We start from the raw sequence: 18,281 nt of genomic DNA on the forward strand, positions 1-18,281 counted from the left end.
CCACTCTAAATGTGGGAGCTGGCTTGCCTGCGATGAGGCCTTTACAGGCAATAAATAACTTCAGGCCTTGCCGGTAATCAACCGGTACTTGGCCATCAACTGCTCTTCCGTTTCCGGATGGGCTTCATCCAGCGGAATGCAATCCACCGGGCACACTTGCTGGCACTGAGGCTCGTCGTAGTGACCGACGCACTGGGTGCACAGGTTGGGGTCGATCACGTAGATCTCTTCGCCTTGGGAAATCGCAGCGTTCGGGCACTCGGGTTCGCAGACGTCGCAGTTGATGCAATCGTCGGTGATGATCAGGGACATGGAAACTCCTGCCAGGGCTGTCAGCCAGGGCATCTGAAAACTAATGCGTGCAATTGTGCCGCATTGGCGCCCGCAGTGCGAGCGTGTGGCAAGCCCGAATGTGGGTCGTTGCCTCTGTGGCGAGGGAGCTTGCTCCCGTTGGGGCGAGGAGCGGCCCCGCTTTGCTCGAAACCATTGGGACTGCTGCGCAGTCCAGCGGGAGCAAGCTCCCTCGCCACAAAGAGCCTTACTTCTTGAAGCGCAGGGTCAGCGCATCGGCTACGGCCGGATGCACGAACTTGGTGATATCTCCGCCCAAAGCGGCAATTTCACGCACCAACGTCGAGGAAATGAACGAGTAACGTTCCGACGGCGTAAGAAACAGGCTTTCCACGTCCGGCGCCAGTTGGCGGTTCATGTTGGCCAGCTGGAATTCGTATTCGAAGTCCGACACCGCGCGCAGGCCACGCAGGAACACATTGGCGTTCTGCTCTTTGGCAAAGTGCGCCAGCAACGTCGAAAAGCCCACCACTTCCACGTTGGGCAGGTGCTTGGTGACCTCACGCGCCAGCTCTACGCGCTGTTCCAAGGGGAACAGTGGGTTTTTCTTGGGGCTGGCGGCGACCGCGATTATCACATGGTCGAACAAGCGAGACGCACGTTCGACCAGATCGCCATGGCCTTTGGTAATCGGGTCGAAGGTACCTGGGTACAACACTCGGTTCATCGCGTCGTCCTGGCGGAGTCCGTTGGGGAACCGGATGGTATCGCAGCATTCCCGGTGGGCCAAGTCGACTTATGTAGATAGATACCGTGAATACCCGGTTTTTTCATGCTGTTTTCAGACGTTCGGCCAATGCTGTCGCCAGTTGCGCGGTCAACCCGTACACCGATAATTGTGGGTTGGCGCCAATGCTGGTGGGGAACAGCGAGCCGTCGTGGATCGACAGGTTACGCAATTGATGATGACGGCCGAGGCTGTCGGCCACCGCGTTTTTCGGGTCCTCGCCCATGGCGCAACCGCCCATCACATGGGCGCTGCCCAGCGTGGTGCGGTGCAGTTCCAGGCTCAGGCCATCGATCAGGCTGCGTGCCTCGGCCAGGGTATTCACGTAGCGTGCATCGTGATGCAGCGGCTTGACCGACTTGGCGCCCGCCGCGAACTGAATCTCGGCCATGGTATGAAACGCACGGCGCAGGCCGTCCCAGGCGTAGTCCGAGACCTGATAGTCGAGCACCGGTGTGCCGTCGCCACGTAATTCCACCGTGCCGCCGGGGCTGTCGGGGTGAAAGCCGTCGCGCAGCAGGGCGAGCATGGCGTGGGTGTGGGGCAACTGACTCATGTCCAGCGCGTTCCCGGTGCCGTAGCCGCCGAACAGCGTGCTGGCCAGGCCTGGATGCAGCGGCGGCGCCTCCAATTTGTAAGACATTTTGCCGGTGGTGCCGTCCTGCCACTGGAAGTGGTCGGAATAGATCGACTGCGGAGCGCCATAGAACGGATTGATCACCTCGTCGAACTGCCCCGCGGAGAAATTCACCAGATGCAGGAAGGTACGCTTGCCCAGCCGCGAATGCGGGTCGGGCGCGTCCGAACGCATCAACAGCGCCGGGCTGTTGATGCCACCGCCCGCGAGCACGTAATGCTTGGCCTTGACCGTGATCTTGCGCCCGGTAGGCGCCACGCAACGCTCATCCATGGCCACGCATTCAAGGCTGCTGATGGTGTCGCCGCTGTATTTCAGGTGTTCGGCGCGGGCCAGGTAGAGCAGTTCGCCGCCCTTTTCCAGGGTGGAGGGAATGGTGGTCACCAACATCGATTGCTTGGCGTTGACCGGGCACCCCATGCCGCAGTAACCCAGGTTGAAGCAGCCGCGCACGTTGCGCGGGATCACGTGCCAGCTATAGCCGAGCTTTTCGCAGCCTTTGCGGATCACATCATTGTTGGCATTCGGTGGAATGGCCCAAGGGGCGATGCCCAGGCGCTGTTCCATTTTTTCGAACCACGGCGCCATTTCTGCGCTGCTGTGGCCCTTGACTGCATATTCACTGGCCCAGTGGGCGAGGGTGGCATCGGGTGTGCGAAAGCTCGAGGTCCAGTTGATCAGCGTGGTGCCACCGACGGCACGGCCCTGCAGGATAGTAATCGCGCCGTCCTTGCTCATGCGGCCGATGCCTTCCTGGTAGAGGCTGGCGTAGGCTTCGTCTTCGAGCAGCTTGAAGTCGCTGCTGGTCTTGAGCGGGCCTTCTTCGATCAGCAGCACTTTGTAGCCCGCAGCACTGAGGATCTCGGCAGTGGTGCCGCCACCCGCGCCACTGCCGATAATGGCCACATCGGCTTCCAGGGTCAGGTCATTGCTGAGGGCGGCGCCATTGTGGGTTTTCCAGCCACGGGCCAGGCCATCGCGGAACAGATCGGGTACGGGCATAGAAGTGCACTCTTATTTTTATACGAAGTTGCATTCAGTGTGGGAGCTGGCTTGCCTGCGATGGCGGTCTGCCTGCCTTTCATTTCTGGCTGATACACCGCTATCGCAGGCGAGCCAGCTCCCACATGTTTGATTGGGTTGCCAGGGCTAGATCTTCGGTGGGCCGGGGTAGCTGCAATGCGCCCAGGATTGTGGCCGGAAGTACCAGGCCATGATCACCAGCTTGAGCAGCGAGCCCTGGCCCATGCGCAGCAGGTTCAGGTAGCTGTTCTCCCAGCGGTGCAGGAAGTTGCGGATCTGATCGCTGCTGGCGTTTTCCCAACTGCCCCAAATGCCGGTCAACGGGCCACGGGTGATGCCCATGCTCAGCACGTCGAACAGTTGCTGGGTGAGCTTGAACATCTCCGGCGACAGGTTTTGCAGGCTGTAGTCGAGTTTTTTCAGGGTGTCTTCGATGCCGGCGACCACGTCCTGGGCGCTGGCCGCGCCTTCGAGTAACACCGGGATGATTGCGCGCAAAAACGGCAGGTCGCTGCTGCGCAGCATGGCAAAGCCACTGGCCGGGGTGCTGCTGGAGCAGCCGCTGAGGCTGGCCCCCAAGCCGGCGGTGGCCAGGAATGCGCTGGCGCACAGGCCGATTTTCAGAACGCCGCGCCGTGACAGCGCGGGTGTTTCAGTCAGGCTAGGGTTCATTGTTATTGTTATCCCGAGGGTGGCGGAATCAGCGGATAAACAGCTTCTGGATCAACTTCTGGATGGCTTTGCCGTAAGGCGGGTAGATCAGTTTCGCCGCGTTCAGGCGCTGTTTGACCAGCACCCCTTTGGCCTTGCTGAACGTGAGGAAGCCTTCATGGCCGTGGTAATGGCCCATGCCCGACGGGCCGATGCCGCCAAAGGGCATATCGTCCTGGGCCACATGCAGCAGCGTGTCGTTGAGGCAAACACCGCCGGAATGGGTTTCGTGGAGCACGCGGTTCTGTTCGCCTTTGTTGTAGCCGAAGTAATACAGGGCCAGTGGGCGAGGGCGCTGGTTGATGTAGGCAAACGCTTGGTCGAGGCCGCGATAAGGCACGATCGGCAGCACCGGGCCGAAGATTTCGTCCTGCATCACCGTCATCTCGTCGCTGACATTCAGCAACAGGCTATGGGCCATACGCCGTGCCTGGCCCTGGTCATACAGCGGTATCAGGGTGGCGCCCTTGTCGGTGGCGTCTTTGACGTAGGCATTGAGCCGGGCCTGTTGCCGCTCATTGATGATGGCGGTGTAGTCCGGGTTGTCGGCCAGGGTCGGATAAAACCCGCGAACGGCGTTGCTGTAGGCCTCGACGAAACCTTCAACGCGGTCTTCCGGCACCAACACGTAATCCGGTGCCACGCAGGTTTGCCCGGCATTCAGGCATTTACCGAAGGCAATGCGCTCGGCGGCGTCTTTGAGTGGCACGTCCGCGGAAACAATGGCTGGCGACTTGCCACCGAGCTCCAGGGTAACCGGTGTCAGGTGCTCGGCCGCTGCGCGCATCACGTGTTTGCCGATGCTGGTGGCGCCGGTGAACAGCAGGTGATCGAAGCGCAATTTGGAAAATGCCATGCCCACTTCGGCCTCGCCCAGCACCACGCACACCAGGTCTTCGGGGAAGATTTTGGCCAGCAGCGCCTTCAGCAGTTCGCCCGTGGCGGGCGTGGATTCGCTGAGTTTGAGCATCACCCGGTTTCCCGCCGCCAAAGCCCCGACCAGCGGCCCAATGGCCAGGTACAACGGGTAGTTCCAGGGGACAATCACCCCGACCACACCCAGCGGCTGGTAGATGACTTTGGCTGACGCTGGTTGGAAGGCAATGCCTACCGCACGCCGGGAAGGTTTCATCCAGCCTTTGAGGTGTTTGCTGGCGTAGTGAATGCCATGCAGGCTGGGCATCAACTCGGCGAACAGGGTTTCGTCTGCGCTGCGGTGGCTGAAGTCCTGGCTGATCGCGGTGATCAGGGCCTGGCGTTCGTCGCTGAGCACGTCGCGTAAAGCCTTTAGCCACTGCTTGCGCTGTGCAGCTGGCGGCATCGGGTTGGCCGCATAGGCGCGACGTTGGGCGTCGAACAGGTCCTGGAGTTGATCCAGCGCCTGGGAATCTTGCAGGTAGGCAACGTTGGCAGACATGGCGCAGTTCCCGATTGTTATAGGTCTGCCTGGATTTTTAGAGTCATTGCTCTAAATTGTCAAATGTCATTGCAGCAACATGCGGATTTATCCTGACAAGGATAGGCCGTAAGATGCCCCATCCCGTGTTCAGAAGCTGATCCCCTATGGCACCACGAGTAAAGACCAGCGAGCGCATTGTGCAAACCAGCCTGGAGCTTTTTAACCAGCAGGGTGAGCGCAGCGTCAGTACCAACCATATCGCCGCCCATATGGAAATTTCCCCGGGCAACCTGTACTACCACTTCCCCAACAAGCAGGCGATCATCGCCGTGCTGTTTCGTGAGTACGAAGCGCTGGTGGACAGTTTCCTGCGCCCGCCACAGGGCCGCGCGGTGACTGTCGAAGACAAGCGCTTTTACCTGCAGGCCGTGCTGGCCGGCATGTGGCGCTACCGCTTCCTGCACCGAGACCTCGAACACCTGCTGGAAAGCGACCCGGAACTGGCCACCGGCTACCGGCGGTTTTCCCAGCGCTGCCTGATCCAGGGCGGGGCCATTTACCAAGGGTTTGTCGACGCTGGCATCCTCAGTATGGACCCGGTGCAAACCGAGGCACTGACCCTTAATGCCTGGATCATCCTCACCTCGTGGGTGCGGTTCCTGTGCACCACCAATGAGAACTCCGCGCACTTGAGCGCCGAAGCGATCAAGCGCGGTGTGTATCAGGTGCTGGTGCTGGAGGCGGGGTTTGTCACGCCCCAGGCGAAAGAGGCGGTGGATGCCTTGTTCAAAGAGTTTTACGTGCCGTTGAACCAGGCACTGGAAGAAGTGAAGTAGGACCTTTCCCGAATCTGTTCACAGGAGCCCGTCATGTCGCTTGCCCAACTGATCAGCCCCCAGCAATTGGCCGAACGCCAAAAGGCCGCGGGGCTGGTGATCCTGGATTGTCGTTTTGCCCTCGAAGACCCGGACTACGGGCTGTGCAGCTATGCCGAAGGGCATATCGAAGGCGCGCAATATGCCGACTTGGAGCGTCATCTCAGTGGGCCGGTGACCAAAGGCGTGACCGGCCGCCACCCGTTACCGGCGGCGGACACTTTGGTTGCGCAACTGCGGGCCTGGGGCATCCATGCCAACACCGACATCGTCCTGTACGACGACGGCCCTGGCGCCTATGCCGCCCGCGCGTGGTGGTTGCTGGCCTGGCTGGGCAAGCGTGACGGGGTGTTTATCCTGGACGGTGGTCTCAAGGCCTGGCACGCCGCCGGTTTCCCGTTGAGCCTCGATGCACCGGTGGTGGAGCCGGGAGCGTTCGCCGGTAAGCCGGACAACCGCCTGCTGCTGGACGCCGAGCATTTGCAAAAGCGCTTGGGTGAGCCGGGCCTCACCTTGATCGACGCCCGTGCAGCGGCGCGTTTTCGCGGCGAGGTAGAGCCGATTGATCCGATTGCCGGGCACATTCCCGGTGCGCAATGTGCAGCGTTCACCGAAAACCTGGGCAGTGATGGCCGCTTTCTACCGGCCGATCAGCTCAAGCAGCGCTTCGCCGCACAGTTGCAGGGCCGGTCACCGGATGAACTGGTGGCGTACTGCGGTTCGGGCGTGACGGCGTGCCACAACTTGTTTGCCTTGAGTTTGGCCGGTTACCCGTTGGGCAAGTTGTATGCGGGGTCGTGGAGTGAGTGGATTACCGACCCCACGCGGCAGATTGCAACCGGCGACTGATTGAATAGCCATGTAAACCCAATAAAACTGTGGGAACTGGTTTGTGTGGGAGCAGGCAAGCCAGCTCCCACACAAACCAGCTCCCACATTTTTTAACCGTGTTGTGTCAGTAACCACTGCGGAATACGGCGCTCCAGGTAGTAACTGGGGCGTTTCAACGTCCCATCCACAAACCCCACATGCCCACCCTTGGCCAACAACTCAAACTCGGTGCAATCCGACAGTTCACTGGCCTCGGGCAGGCTGTGAGCAAACACGAACGGGTCATCGGCGGCCTGGATAATCAGGGTTGGCGTGCGGATTTCGCCCAAGTAGTAACGGCTCGAGGCGCGACGATAATAGTCCTCGGCACTGAGGAACCCGTGCAACGGTGCGGTCACCCGGCCGTCGAAGTCCCAGAACGTGCGCATTTTCTCCAATGAGCCCAGGGCTTCCAGGGTTTTCAGCCCTTCGGCCCGGCCATCCTTCACAAAGCGGCTTTGCTTGACGCGGATATACGCCAACATCTCGCGCATGAAGTGCTTCTGGTACACCCGCGAAAAGCCCAGCCCGATACGGTCAGCGCACTGGTCCAGTCGAAACGGCACCGACACCGCCGCTGCGCCTTGCAGCCCGGACGTCTCGCCGGTTTCGCCCAGGTGCTTGAGCAGCACATTTGCGCCCAACGAATAACCCACCGCATACAGCGGCGCCAAGGGTCGTTTGGCATGCAGATGTGCAATCGCCGCCGCCAGGTCTTCACTGGCACCGGAGTGATAGCTGCGTGCCAACAGGTTTGGCTCGCCCGAGCACCCACGCCAATTCAAGGCGGCGCTGGCCCAGCCTTGAGCTGCGAGGGCTTTTTGCAGCCCGGCCACATAAGGCGAGTTGGACGAGCCGGTCAGCCCGTGCAGCACCAGCACCAATGGCGCTTGCGCGTCATGGGGCCCATGCCAGTCGAGGTCGAGAAAGTCGCCGTCGTCCAGCCACAGGCGTTCGCGTTGGCGTTCGATATGGGTGGTAGGGCGCCACAGCGGGCCCCACAGGGTTTGCAAGTGGGGGTTGCCGAGGCCGAAGGCGGGTTTGAACAGCTCAGAGGACGGGATCATTAAACTCTCGGTAGCAAGCGAGCTTACTGTGGCATGCGAGCTTGTTGTGGCGAGCAGGCTTGCCCTGCGTTGGGCTGCGAAGCGGCCCCAGTAAAGTCGCCGCATTCTATTTGTAGGATCGCGGTGCCTTTAAAAGGGGCTGCTTCGCAGCCCAACGCAGGGCAAGCCTGCTCGCCACAACCATCCTGGCCGCCACAAAAAGCCCGCTCACTACAACATTTACCTAAGGTTAAGCGGCGCTTTCAACCAACCGATGCCACAACGCGTAATACACGCGACCGGACTTCTGCTCTCGGTGCAGGCGCCAGCTGCCCGGCAGGCCGAGGGTAGACGGCGCGGTCTCGCTTTCAGTGTAGATCCACGCATCGGGTGCCAGCCACTGGCGCTCTTCCAGCAGCGCACACACCGTCGGCAACAGGTTCTGGTTGAACGGCGGGTCGAGGAACACCACGTCGTATTCGCTGGCCGCCTGGGTTTCCAGGTAGCGCAGCGCATCGGCTGTCTGCACCTGGCCGGTGGTGCAGCGCAGTGTGCCCAGGTGTTCCTTGAGGCTGGACACCGCCACATTGCTGGCATCCAGCGCCTGGCCCTGGGCGGCGCCACGGGACAGCGCTTCGAGGAACAGCGCGCCGCTGCCGGCGAACGGGTCCAGTACCTTGGCGCCGCCGATATACGGCGCGAGCCAGTTGAACAGGGTTTCACGCACGCGATCCGGCGTTGGGCGCAGGCCCACGACGTCAGGGAAACTCAGCTTGCGGCTGCCCCATTCACCGCCAATGATGCGCAGTTGGCCCACGCCGTTATGCACGTTGTGGACAGGTTTTTTCGGGCGAGATGAACTGGCCATTAATGCTCCGGAACCCCGAGCGGCTGCTCGGCGGGTTTATCAGTGTGGGGCGGTAGTGGCTTTTGCGCAATCGTCGGGCCGGCGGTCACGATGACCATCTTGTCGGCGCTCAAGTGTTTATTCATTGCAGCCTTGACCTGCTCTACGGTCAGGGCCTGGGATTGTTTCATGAAATCCTCAAGATAGCTCAGCGGCAGGTTATAGAAACCCATGGCGCCCAGCTGCCCGACGATATCGGCGTTGCTTGCGGTAGACAGCGGGAAGCTACCGGCCAGCTCACGCTTGGCGTCGTCCAGTTCCTTTTGCGTCGGGCCGGTCTTGAGGTAGTCGGCCAGCACGTCTTCAACCAGGCGCAGGGTGCCGCCGCTCATTTCGGCGCGGGTCTGCAGGTTGATCATGAACGGACCACGTACCTGCATCGGCGAGAAACCGGAGTAAACGCCGTAGGTCAGGCCGCGCTTCTCACGCACTTCGCTCATCAAGCGGGTGCCGAAACCACCACCGCCGAGGATCTGGTTGCCCAGGGACAAGGCGGCGTAGTCCGGGTCGGCGCGGTCGATGCCCAGTTGCGCGAACAGTAAATGGGTTTGCTTGGACGGGAACTCGATATGGCTCAGGCCAGCTTTCGGCTCGGTCGGCTGGGCGATCTTGGCCAGGGCCGGGCCTTTGGGCAGCGATGCGGAGACCTTGGCCGTCATGGCCTCAGCGTCGGCGCGAGTCAGATCGCCCACCACGGCAATCACCGCATTGCCCGCTGCATATGCTTTGGCGTGGAACGCCTGCAACTGCGCCAGGGTAATCGCCGGAATGCTCTCAGGCGTGCCTTCGCTCGGGTGCGCGTAAGGGTGGTCGCCGTACAACCGCTTGAACAACTCAAGGCTGGCCAGCTTGCCTGGGTTCTGTTTCTGGTACTCAAAACCGGCAAGAATCTGGTTTTTGATGCGCGCCAGGGAGTCGGCCGGGAAAGTCGGCTTGCCGATCACTTGGTCAAACAGCGTCAGGGCCGCGTCGCGCTTGTCGCTGTCGCTCAGGCTGCGCAGGGACACCAACGCCATGTCGCGATAAGCGCCGTTGCCGAAGTCGGCACCCAGGCCTTCAAAGCCGCTGGCGATCTGGCTGACATCCTTGCCCGGTATGCCTTCGTTGAGCATGGCGTTGGTCAGCAACGCAACGCCTGGGGTATTGCCGTCCTGGCTGCTGCCGGCGGCGAACAGGATGCGCATGTCGAACATTGGCAGTTCGTGGGCTTCGACGAACAGCACCTTGGCGCCCTCGGCGGTGGTCCAGGTTTGCACGTCGAGCTTGCGGTTGGTCGGCGCCTTGCCGTCCAGTTCTGCCAAAGATTGCAGTTTGTTGGCCGATTGCGCCTTGTCCAGCGCCTGGCTGGCCACCGATTCACTCGGGCGCAGGAAGTACACGGCGCTGGCGGCGATCAGGGTGACGACGACCAGGCCGGGGAAGATCAGGCGGCTGCTTTTGCGATTACTCATGAGCGGTCTCCTCGGGCAAAACATGGGCGACGCTCAAACGTTCGCGGGTGAAGTAGGTGCGCGCGGCTTTCTGGATATCTTCCGGGGTCACGCTTTGCAGGTCGGCAAGCTCGGTGTCCATGAGTTTCCAGGACAGGCCAACGGTTTCCAGCGAGCCGATGGCCGTGGCCTGGCTGGTGATGGAATCACGTTGGTAAACCACGCCGGCAATTACTTGGGCGCGGATACGCTCCAGTTCTTCGGTGGTCGGCGGCTTGGCTTTCAACTCGTCCAGCAGGCGCCACAGGCCGGCTTCGGCCTGGGCAATGGTCTTTTTCTTCTGCTGATTCGGCGTGGCGCTCAATGTGAACAGGCTGTCACCACGGGTATAGGCGTCGTAGCTGGTGGACGCGCCGGAGACCAGTTCTTCACCGCGCTCCAGCTGTTCCGAGATACGCGCGCTGTAGCCGCCATCGAGCAGGGCCGAGAGCAGGCGCAGGGCTTGCACCGAGCGCTTGTCTTCGGCAGTCGCCAGGCCCGGCACGTTGAAACCGAGGATCACGCTCGGCAGTTGGGTCTGCACGTGCAGGGTCAGTAAGCGCTCGCCAGGTTCGGCCAGTTCCAGTGGGATCTTGGCGGGTGGCACATCACGCTTGGGGATTGGGCCGAAGTAACGTTCGGCGAGTTTCTTGACCTCGTCCGGCGTCACGTCGCCGACCACCACCAGTGTGGCGTTGTTCGGCACATACCAGGACTGGTACCAGTGGCGCAGTTCTTCAACCTTCATGCGCTCAAGGTCGGCCATCCAGCCGATGGTCGGCGTGTGATAGCCGCTGGCCGGGTAGGCCATCGCCTTGAAGCGCTCGTAGGCCTTGGACATCGGGTTGTCGTCGGTGCGCAGGCGGCGTTCTTCCTTGATCACCTCGATTTCGCGGCTGAACTCATCGGCCGGCAGGCGCAGGCTGGCCATGCGGTCGGCCTCCAGTTCGAAAGCGACACCCAGGCGGTCACGCGCCAGTACCTGGTAATACGCGGTGTAGTCGTCGCTGGTGAAGGCGTTTTCTTCAGCGCCCAGGTCACGCAGGATCAGCGAGGCTTCGCCGGGACCGACTTTGGCGCTGCCCTTGAACATCATGTGTTCCAGGGCATGGGACAAACCGGTCTGGCCCGGGGTTTCGTAGCTCGAACCGACCTTGTACCAGACCTGGGAAACCACCACCGGCGCGCGATGGTCTTCGCGCACGACCACTTTAAGGCCGTTATCGAGGGTGAATTCATGGGTGGGTTGTGGGTCGGCAGCCAAGGCTGAAAGAGGCAGACAAACTGTGCTGAGCAGCAGGCCTGCGGCGCGGCGGGCTAGAGCAATCATTCGTGTTTTAACCTGTTGGGCTACCCGCTTGGTCTTAGCGTCGGCGGGCGAGGAGGTGCTAGGATACTGATCCGGTTTGGACAGGGCCACTGTGGCAGTCATCTTGTCCCGGTTTCAGTCGTAGGAATGTAGGAATTGGCGCTGGATTTCCCCGACGATCTTCTACTTTTCGCCGATTTTGTCGCTTCAGTCCTTTATTGAAACGATTTGTTGAGGCCTTTATTTACGCCTTACAAAATGTTGCGCATGAACAAGCGAGCGTTAAAGCAGTCTGTTCTGCATCGAATTTATTTACCGAGGCGCCCTGGCGCATCGCTACTTTGAGATAGCCGTCCTCCATGTTTGGTTCCAACGACGACAAGAAGAGTCCAGCTGCGGCTGGCGAGAAAAAAGGCCTGTTCGGATGGCTGCGCAAAAAGCCGCAGGAAACCGTCGTCGAACAGCCACAGGTTCAGCCTGAGCCGATTCCAGAGCCTGTATTAGAAGCCGAACCGGTCGCTGAAACCCCGGCGCCGGTGGTGTTGCCGATGGCTGAGCCCGTATTGCAGCCAGCGGCACAGGTTGAGCCAGAGCCAGAGCACAAGTCGTGGCTGGAACTGCCGGTGGCCGAAGAGCCTGTGGCGCTGGTTGAAGACGTGCAGGCTGAGCACGTGACGCCGCCGATTCCGGTCGTGGTTGAGCCGGTGGCGGTTGTGGTCGAAGCGCCGCCAGTGATCGAAACGCCTGCGCCGGTGGTTGTGGAGCCAGCGCCGGCACCTGTGGTGGTTGCCGCCCCCGCCATTATCGAGCCGCCGGTCGCCCCGGAGCCCGTTGTTGCTCCCGCTGAAACCAGCAAAACCGGCTTCTTCGCCCGCCTCAAGCAAGGCCTGAGCAAAACCAGCGCCAGTATCGGCGAAGGCATGGCCAGCCTGTTCCTGGGCAAGAAGGTTATTGATGACGAGCTGCTGGAAGACATCGAAACCCGTCTGTTGACCGCCGACGTGGGCGTCGAAGCCACTGCCGTGATCATCCAGAGCCTGACCCAGAAGGTTGCGCGCAAGCAGTTGACCGACGCCGATGCGCTCTACAAATCCCTTCAGGCCGAACTGGCTGCGATGCTCAAGCCGGTGGAAGCGCCGCTGGTGATCACGCCGAACAAGCCGTTCGTGATCCTGGTCGTCGGCGTCAACGGCGCCGGCAAAACCACCACCATCGGCAAGTTGGCCAAGAAGCTGCAGTCGGAAGGCAAAAAAGTCATGCTCGCCGCCGGTGACACCTTCCGCGCCGCTGCCGTGGAGCAGTTGCAGGTCTGGGGTGAGCGCAACAAGATCCCGGTCATCGCCCAGCACACCGGCGCCGATTCCGCCTCGGTGATTTTCGATGCCGTGCAGGCTGCCAAGGCCCGTAACATCGATGTGTTGATCGCTGATACCGCCGGTCGCCTGCACACCAAAGACAACCTGATGGAAGAGCTGAAGAAAGTGCGCCGCGTAATTGGCAAGCTCGACGCCGACGCCCCGCACGAAGTGCTGCTGGTGCTCGACGCCGGCACTGGCCAGAACGCCATCAGCCAGGCCAAACAATTCAACCAGACGGTGCAACTGACTGGCCTGGCATTGACTAAGCTCGACGGCACGGCCAAGGGTGGTGTGATCTTCGCCCTGGCCAAACAGTTCGGGTTGCCGATTCGTTATATCGGTGTCGGTGAAGGTATCGACGACCTGCGCACCTTTGAAGCCGAACCCTTTGTACAGGCACTTTTCGCCGAGCGGGAGCGTTCATGATTCGATTCGAACAGGTCGGTAAACGCTACGCCAACGGGCATGTGGGCTTGCATGAGCTGAGCTTTCGAGTGCGGCGTGGCGAGTTTCTATTTGTAACCGGCCATTCGGGCGCCGGTAAAAGTACGCTGTTGCGGCTGTTGCTGGCGATGGAACGCCCGACCACCGGCAAGCTGCTGCTGGCCGGCCAGGATCTGGCCACCATCAGCAATGCACAGATCCCGTTCCTGCGCCGCCAGATCGGCGTGGTGTTCCAGAACCACCAGTTGCTGTTCGATCGTACGGTGTTCAACAACATTGCTTTGCCGCTGCAGATTCTCGGCTTGTCCAAGGCTGAAATCGTCAAGCGTGTGGATTCGGCCCTGGAGCGCGTGGCACTGTCGGACAAGACCGACCTGTACCCGGGCGACCTGTCCACCGGCCAACAACAGCGCGTCGGCATCGCCCGCGCCATTGTCCACCGCCCGGCCTTGCTGCTGGCGGACGAACCTACCGGTAACCTCGACCCGCGTCTGGCGGCTGAGATCATGGGCGTGTTCGAAGACATCAACCGCCTGGGCACCAGCGTATTGATCGCCAGTCACGACCTGGCACTGATCGCCCGTATGCGCCACCGCATGCTGACCCTGCAACGCGGCCGCCTGATCGGCGACGGGGAGGCTGGCGTATGAGTGCGACTCGCAGCCCCAAGGTTTCCGAGCGTGTGGCGCCAAAAGCCGCCGACCCGCAACCGCCGAAGAAAAAACGCGACGAAGATGATGGCCCGGATTTCGCCACGCTGCTGCGCGCCTGGATCGAAAGCCATCGTGCCAGCTTGGTCGACAGCCTGCGCCGCCTGGGCAAGCAGCCGATCGGCAGCTTTTTCACCTGCCTGGTAATGGCCGTGGCACTGAGCCTGCCGATGGGTTTGTCGCTGCTGCTTAATAATGTAGAGCGCCTGGGCGGTTCCTGGCAGCGCGCGGCGCAGATTTCGCTGTACCTGGACCTCGACACCAGCGCCAAAGATGGCGAGAGCCTGCGCGACGACATCAAGAACCTGCCGGGTGTGGCGGATGCCGAATACATCAGCCGCGATCAGGCCCTTGAAGAGTTCCAGCAGCAGTCCGGCCTGGGTGAGGCGCTTAAAGAGCTGCCGCAGAACCCGCTGCCGGGCGTGGTGCTGGTGACGCCGAACGAAGTCGACAAGCCAGCGCTTGAGGCCCTGCGACAAAAACTCGCAGAGATGCCCAAGGTACAACAGGCACAACTTGATCTAGTCTGGGTAGAGCGTCTGGCGGCCATTCTCAAGCTGGGCGACCGCTTTGTGTTCGGTCTCACGGTGTTGTTGGTGTCTGCATTACTTTTGGTGATAGGTAATACCATTCGTCTTCATATTGAAAACCGCCGCACCGAGATAGAAGTGATTAAACTGGTCGGCGGCACAGACAGCTATGTGCGTAGGCCTTTTCTGTACATGGGCGCGCTTTATGGCTTCGGTGCCGGGATTTTGTCCTGGGGCGTTTTGGCTTTTGGCTTGAACTGGCTCAACGACGCGGTAGTAGGGCTGGCCGGTTTGTACGGCAGCGATTTTGCCCTGGCCGGCGTGCCGGTCGCCGATGGCTTGAGTCTCTTGCTTGGTGCCGTCTTGTTGGGGTATATCGGTGCCTGGATTGCGGTCGCTCGTCATTTACGTGAGCTGGCACCGAAGTAGTTAATGTCAGATTAATGTGGTTTCGTTTGTATTGACCGTATTGGTGGTTTAGGGAACTTGTCCTACGGTTCCCGGTCAATTTTCGCAGTGCTGAACTGCACGAGTTATGTGAGTCGGAGGTTTTTTCGTATGACCACTTCTTTGCAACCTGCTTATGCTCTGGTCCCGGGTGCGAACCTGGAGGCCTATGTGCACACGGTCAACAGCATTCCATTGCTGACGCCCGAGCAGGAGCGTGAACTGGCCGAGAGTCTCTACTATGAGCAGGATTTGGGGGCGGCTCGGCAGATGGTGCTCGCCCACCTGCGTTTTGTCGTACATATCGCCCGTAGCTATAGCGGCTACGGGTTGGCCCAGGCTGACCTGATCCAGGAAGGCAACGTCGGCCTGATGAAGGCTGTAAAGCGCTTCAACCCTGAGATGGGCGTGCGCCTGGTATCGTTTGCCGTGCACTGGATCAAGGCGGAAATCCACGAGTTCATCCTGCGCAACTGGCGCATCGTGAAAGTCGCGACCACCAAGGCCCAGCGCAAGCTGTTCTTCAACCTGCGCAGTCAGAAAAAACGCCTGGCGTGGCTGAACAACGAGGAAGTCCACCGCGTGGCCGAAAGCCTCGGCGTGGAGCCGCGTGAAGTGCGCGAGATGGAAAGTCGCCTGACCGGCCATGATATGGCCTTCGACCCGGCCGCTGAAGCGGACGACGACAGCGCCTTCCAATCGCCGGCCAACTACCTGGAAGACCACCGGTACGACCCGGCGCGTCAACTGGAAGACGCCGACTGGAGCGACAACTCCAACCAGAACCTGCACGAAGCGCTGGAAGTGCTGGACGACCGTAGCCGTGACATCCTCTATCAGCGCTGGCTGGCTGAAGAAAAAGCCACGCTGCACGACCTGGCACAGAAGTACAACGTGTCGGCCGAGCGGATTCGTCAGCTTGAGAAAAGCGCGATGAACAAGCTGAAGTTGTCGATCGCCGCTTAAAACGCTGCGATAAGACAAAAAAATGCCCCGATCGAAAGATTGGGGCATTTTTGTTTGCAGTCGAAAATCTCAAGCTCAACTCGGTCCACTGTGGGAGCTGGCTTGCCTGCGATGAGGCAGTATCTGCTAACACATGGGTAGTTTGACCCACCGCTATCGCAGGCAAGCCAGCTCCCACATGGGTAGTGCAGTGTGTCAATCGGACCAGGGGGCTTTGCGGGAGTTATTCAATTCCACCAAGTAACCATCCCCACCCAACTGGCTCATCTGCTGCCGAATCCATGCCGCTCGCCTTGCCACATAGGCTGTTGGATGGCTGGCACTCCACACTCGAGGGTTGGGCAAAACCGCCGCCAGATAGCTGGCCTGCTGACGGGAAAGCGCTTTGGCACTCACGCCAAAGTGATGCCGCGCGGCGGCCTCTGCGCCAAACACGCCTTCATCCCACTCCACGCTATTGAGGTACACCTCAAGAATCCGCTGCTTGGGCCACAACACTTCGATCAGTGCGGTAAACCAGGCTTCCAGGCCTTTGCGCAGATAACTGCGACCGGTCCACAAAAACAGGTTCTTTGACACTTGCTGGCTCAGAGTGCTGGCGCCGCGAATCGAACCGCCGCGCTCGTTGTGCAGCAGCGCCGCCTGGATCGCGCCGAAGTCAAAACCCCAATGCTGCGGGAAACGCTGGTCTTCACCCGCCATTACCGCCACTTTCAGTTCGTCGGATATCTCATCCCACGGCACCCAGGTGCGCTGCACATCGATCGGCTCGCCGTCGATCCAGGATTCGATCTTGCGCTCCACCATCAACGCGGTGAACGGCGGCGGCACCACACGAAACAGCAGCACCAGCAGCACACTGCCGATGGCAAACCATTTAATGACTTTAAGAAAGCGCTTGAAGAGGAGACGCAGCATAGAGATGGCTTGGCCGAACCCGTTGAGCGGGCCATTATACAGACCCTGCCCCTCGAGTCTGACTGGAGTTCCTCATGCTGCGTAGCTTTCTGATGCTGGCTGCCTTTTTCGGCTTTACCGGCGTCGCCCTGGGCGCCTTTGCCGCCCACGGCCTGAAAAACCGCCTGAGCGCCGAGTACCTGGCGATCTTCCATACGGGCGTCACCTACCAGTTGGTGCACGCCCTGGCGCTGTTCGGCGTGGCGTTGCTGGCCGCGCATATTCCTGGCCGATTGGTCAGCTGGGCGGGCATCTCCTTTACCGTCGGCATCCTGCTGTTCTCGGGCAGTCTGTATGCGCTGACCCTGACCGGCATCAGCAAGCTCGGCATCATCACGCCGTTTGGTGGTCTGGCCTTCTTGCTCGGCTGGTTCTTCCTCGGTTTGACTGCGTGGCGTCTACAGGTAGCCTGACCAAGGGACTTGGGTCAGCCACGCTGATCGGGCTAGAATGCTGGCCCCTAAAAACGATGGCGGCCCGTGGCATGCGCATTCAGTTGAACGGCGAATCCTTTGAACTGCCCGACGGTGAAACCGTTGCGGCCCTGCTGACCCGTCTGGACCTGACCGGACGCCGAGTCGCAGTGGAGCTCAACCTGGATATCGTCCCGCGTAGCCAGCATGCCGAAACCGCGCTCACCGAAGGTGATCAGGTCGAAGTGGTCCACGCCATCGGCGGCGGCTAGCCGCCCGGCGCTCAAGGGCGTCAACCCGCATTCTGCAGAACCTCACCCCAATTCGAGGATTTCCCATGAGCATCGTTCGTAGCGACAAGCCCTTCGTCCTGGCCGGTCGTACCTACCAGTCCCGCCTGCTGGTTGGCACCGGCAAGTACCGCGACATGGAAGAAACCCGTCTGGCCATCGAAGCCTCGGGTGCCGAGATCGTGACGTTTGCCGTGCGCCGCACCAACCTCGGCCAGATCGAAGGCGAACCGAACCTGCTCGAAGTGTTGTCGCCGGATCGCTACACCTTCCTGCCGAACACTGCCGGTTGCTACGATGCCATCGAAGCCGTGCGCACCTGCCGCCTGGCCCGTGAGCTGCTTGACGGCCACAACCTGGTGAAACTGGAAGTGCTGGCCGATCAGAAAACCCTGTTCCCCAACGTGATCGAAACCCTCAAGGCCGCCGAAACCCTGGTCAAGGAAGGCTTCGACGTGATGGTCTACACCAGTGATGACCCGATCATCGCTCGCCAATTGGCCGAAATCGGCTGCATCGCCGTGATGCCGCTGGCCGGCCTGATCGGTTCTGGCCTGGGCATCTGCAACCCGTACAACCTGCAAATCATCCTCGAAGAAGCCAGGATTCCGGTGCTGGTGGACGCGGGCGTGGGCACTGCCTCCGACGCTACCATCGCCATGGAGCTGGGTTGCGACGCGGTGCTGATGAACTCGGCCATCGCCCATGCCCAGCAGCCGGTCATGATGGCCCAAGCCATGCAACACGCAATCGTCGCGGGCCGCTTGGCCTACCTCGCCGGTCGCATGCCGAAAAAACTGTACGCCAGCGCCTCCTCGCCGCTGGATGGTCTGATCAAGTAA

Annotated in this window: 19 protein-coding genes; 9 read left to right on the forward strand and 10 right to left on the reverse strand. The window is 60.8% G+C overall.

Annotated elements, in window-relative coordinates:
* Positions 1-60 precede the first annotated feature (60 nt).
* From AB4P96_RS03640 to AB4P96_RS03660, 5 genes are all read right to left on the reverse strand, one after another.
* Positions 61-312: a YfhL family 4Fe-4S dicluster ferredoxin gene (locus tag AB4P96_RS03640; protein ID WP_017139475.1), complete on the reverse strand. Its 252-nt coding sequence runs from the start codon at positions 310-312 to the stop codon at positions 61-63.
* A gap of 226 nt (positions 313-538) precedes the next feature.
* Positions 539-1,018: a pantetheine-phosphate adenylyltransferase gene (gene coaD / locus AB4P96_RS03645; protein ID WP_003176711.1), complete on the reverse strand. Its 480-nt coding sequence runs from the start codon at positions 1,016-1,018 to the stop codon at positions 539-541.
* 103 nt (positions 1,019-1,121) lie between these two features.
* A complete protein-coding gene (locus AB4P96_RS03650) occupies positions 1,122-2,717 on the reverse strand; it encodes a GMC family oxidoreductase (protein WP_017139474.1) in 1,596 nt (531 codons plus the stop codon).
* Between the two features lie 147 nt (positions 2,718-2,864).
* The gene (locus AB4P96_RS03655) at positions 2,865-3,410 is read right to left on the reverse strand and encodes a twin-arginine translocation pathway signal protein (protein ID WP_395600511.1); all 546 of its coding nucleotides are present in this window, start codon (positions 3,408-3,410) and stop codon (positions 2,865-2,867) included.
* A gap of 28 nt (positions 3,411-3,438) precedes the next feature.
* On the reverse strand, positions 3,439-4,866 hold the full coding sequence (locus tag AB4P96_RS03660) for a coniferyl aldehyde dehydrogenase (RefSeq protein ID WP_177033842.1): 1,428 nt from the start codon (positions 4,864-4,866) through the stop codon (positions 3,439-3,441).
* Positions 4,867-5,012: 146 nt separating this feature from the next.
* On the opposite strand from AB4P96_RS03660, the gene AB4P96_RS03665 reads away from it, so the two are divergent.
* Positions 5,013-5,684, forward strand: a complete 672-nt coding sequence (locus AB4P96_RS03665; protein ID WP_017139471.1) for a TetR/AcrR family transcriptional regulator — start codon at positions 5,013-5,015, stop codon at positions 5,682-5,684.
* Between the two features lie 33 nt (positions 5,685-5,717).
* On the forward strand, positions 5,718-6,572 hold the full coding sequence (locus AB4P96_RS03670) for a sulfurtransferase (protein WP_099550328.1): 855 nt from the start codon (positions 5,718-5,720) through the stop codon (positions 6,570-6,572).
* 92 nt (positions 6,573-6,664) lie between these two features.
* Here AB4P96_RS03670 and AB4P96_RS03675 read toward each other — a convergent pair whose 3' ends face one another.
* From AB4P96_RS03675 to AB4P96_RS03690, 4 genes are all read right to left on the reverse strand, one after another.
* On the reverse strand, positions 6,665-7,660 hold the full coding sequence (locus AB4P96_RS03675; protein ID WP_099550329.1) for a hydrolase: 996 nt from the start codon (positions 7,658-7,660) through the stop codon (positions 6,665-6,667).
* 229 nt (positions 7,661-7,889) lie between these two features.
* Positions 7,890-8,507: a 16S rRNA (guanine(966)-N(2))-methyltransferase RsmD gene (rsmD, locus tag AB4P96_RS03680; RefSeq protein ID WP_056857682.1), complete on the reverse strand. Its 618-nt coding sequence runs from the start codon at positions 8,505-8,507 to the stop codon at positions 7,890-7,892.
* Entirely contained in the window at positions 8,507-9,997 is a 1,491-nt protein-coding gene (locus AB4P96_RS03685; RefSeq protein WP_395600512.1) for a M16 family metallopeptidase, read from the reverse strand. The genes rsmD and AB4P96_RS03685 overlap by 1 nt, the downstream gene beginning before the upstream one ends.
* On the reverse strand, positions 9,990-11,345 hold the full coding sequence (locus AB4P96_RS03690; protein WP_017139467.1) for a pitrilysin family protein: 1,356 nt from the start codon (positions 11,343-11,345) through the stop codon (positions 9,990-9,992). Before AB4P96_RS03690 ends, AB4P96_RS03685 begins: the two co-directional genes overlap by 8 nt.
* Positions 11,346-11,683: 338 nt before the next feature.
* Between AB4P96_RS03690 and ftsY the strand changes: the two genes are divergently transcribed.
* From ftsY to rpoH, 4 genes are all read left to right on the forward strand, one after another.
* The gene (ftsY, locus tag AB4P96_RS03695; RefSeq protein ID WP_099550331.1) at positions 11,684-13,108 is read left to right on the forward strand and encodes a signal recognition particle-docking protein FtsY; all 1,425 of its coding nucleotides are present in this window, start codon (positions 11,684-11,686) and stop codon (positions 13,106-13,108) included.
* Complete coding sequence (ftsE, locus tag AB4P96_RS03700; RefSeq protein ID WP_003213784.1) at positions 13,105-13,776, forward strand: cell division ATP-binding protein FtsE; 672 nt, start codon at positions 13,105-13,107, stop codon at positions 13,774-13,776. The genes ftsY and ftsE overlap by 4 nt, the downstream gene beginning before the upstream one ends.
* Entirely contained in the window at positions 13,773-14,795 is a 1,023-nt protein-coding gene (gene ftsX / locus AB4P96_RS03705; RefSeq protein ID WP_138813455.1) for a permease-like cell division protein FtsX, read from the forward strand. The genes ftsE and ftsX overlap by 4 nt, the downstream gene beginning before the upstream one ends.
* Positions 14,796-14,924: 129 nt before the next feature.
* Positions 14,925-15,779 (forward strand): RNA polymerase sigma factor RpoH, encoded by an 855-nt coding sequence (rpoH, locus tag AB4P96_RS03710; RefSeq protein ID WP_017139465.1) that lies wholly within the window; start codon positions 14,925-14,927, stop codon positions 15,777-15,779.
* Between the two features lie 195 nt (positions 15,780-15,974).
* Here the strand turns inward: rpoH and mtgA are convergent, their stop codons facing one another.
* A complete protein-coding gene (gene mtgA, locus AB4P96_RS03715; RefSeq protein ID WP_099550332.1) occupies positions 15,975-16,697 on the reverse strand; it encodes a monofunctional biosynthetic peptidoglycan transglycosylase in 723 nt (240 codons plus the stop codon).
* A gap of 74 nt (positions 16,698-16,771) precedes the next feature.
* Between mtgA and AB4P96_RS03720 the strand changes: the two genes are divergently transcribed.
* The 3 genes from AB4P96_RS03720 to AB4P96_RS03730 all read left to right on the forward strand — a co-directional run bounded on the left by AB4P96_RS03720 (position 16,772) and on the right by AB4P96_RS03730 (position 18,281).
* Entirely contained in the window at positions 16,772-17,149 is a 378-nt protein-coding gene (locus AB4P96_RS03720; protein ID WP_056857688.1) for a DUF423 domain-containing protein, read from the forward strand.
* 71 nt (positions 17,150-17,220) lie between these two features.
* Entirely contained in the window at positions 17,221-17,421 is a 201-nt protein-coding gene (gene thiS / locus AB4P96_RS03725; protein WP_032865944.1) for a sulfur carrier protein ThiS, read from the forward strand.
* Positions 17,422-17,486: 65 nt separating this feature from the next.
* On the forward strand, positions 17,487-18,281 hold the full coding sequence (locus AB4P96_RS03730; protein ID WP_017139461.1) for a thiazole synthase: 795 nt from the start codon (positions 17,487-17,489) through the stop codon (positions 18,279-18,281).

It is taken from the genome of Pseudomonas sp. B19125 (assembly GCF_044218855.1).
GTDB lineage: Bacteria > Pseudomonadota > Gammaproteobacteria > Pseudomonadales > Pseudomonadaceae > Aquipseudomonas > Aquipseudomonas edaphica.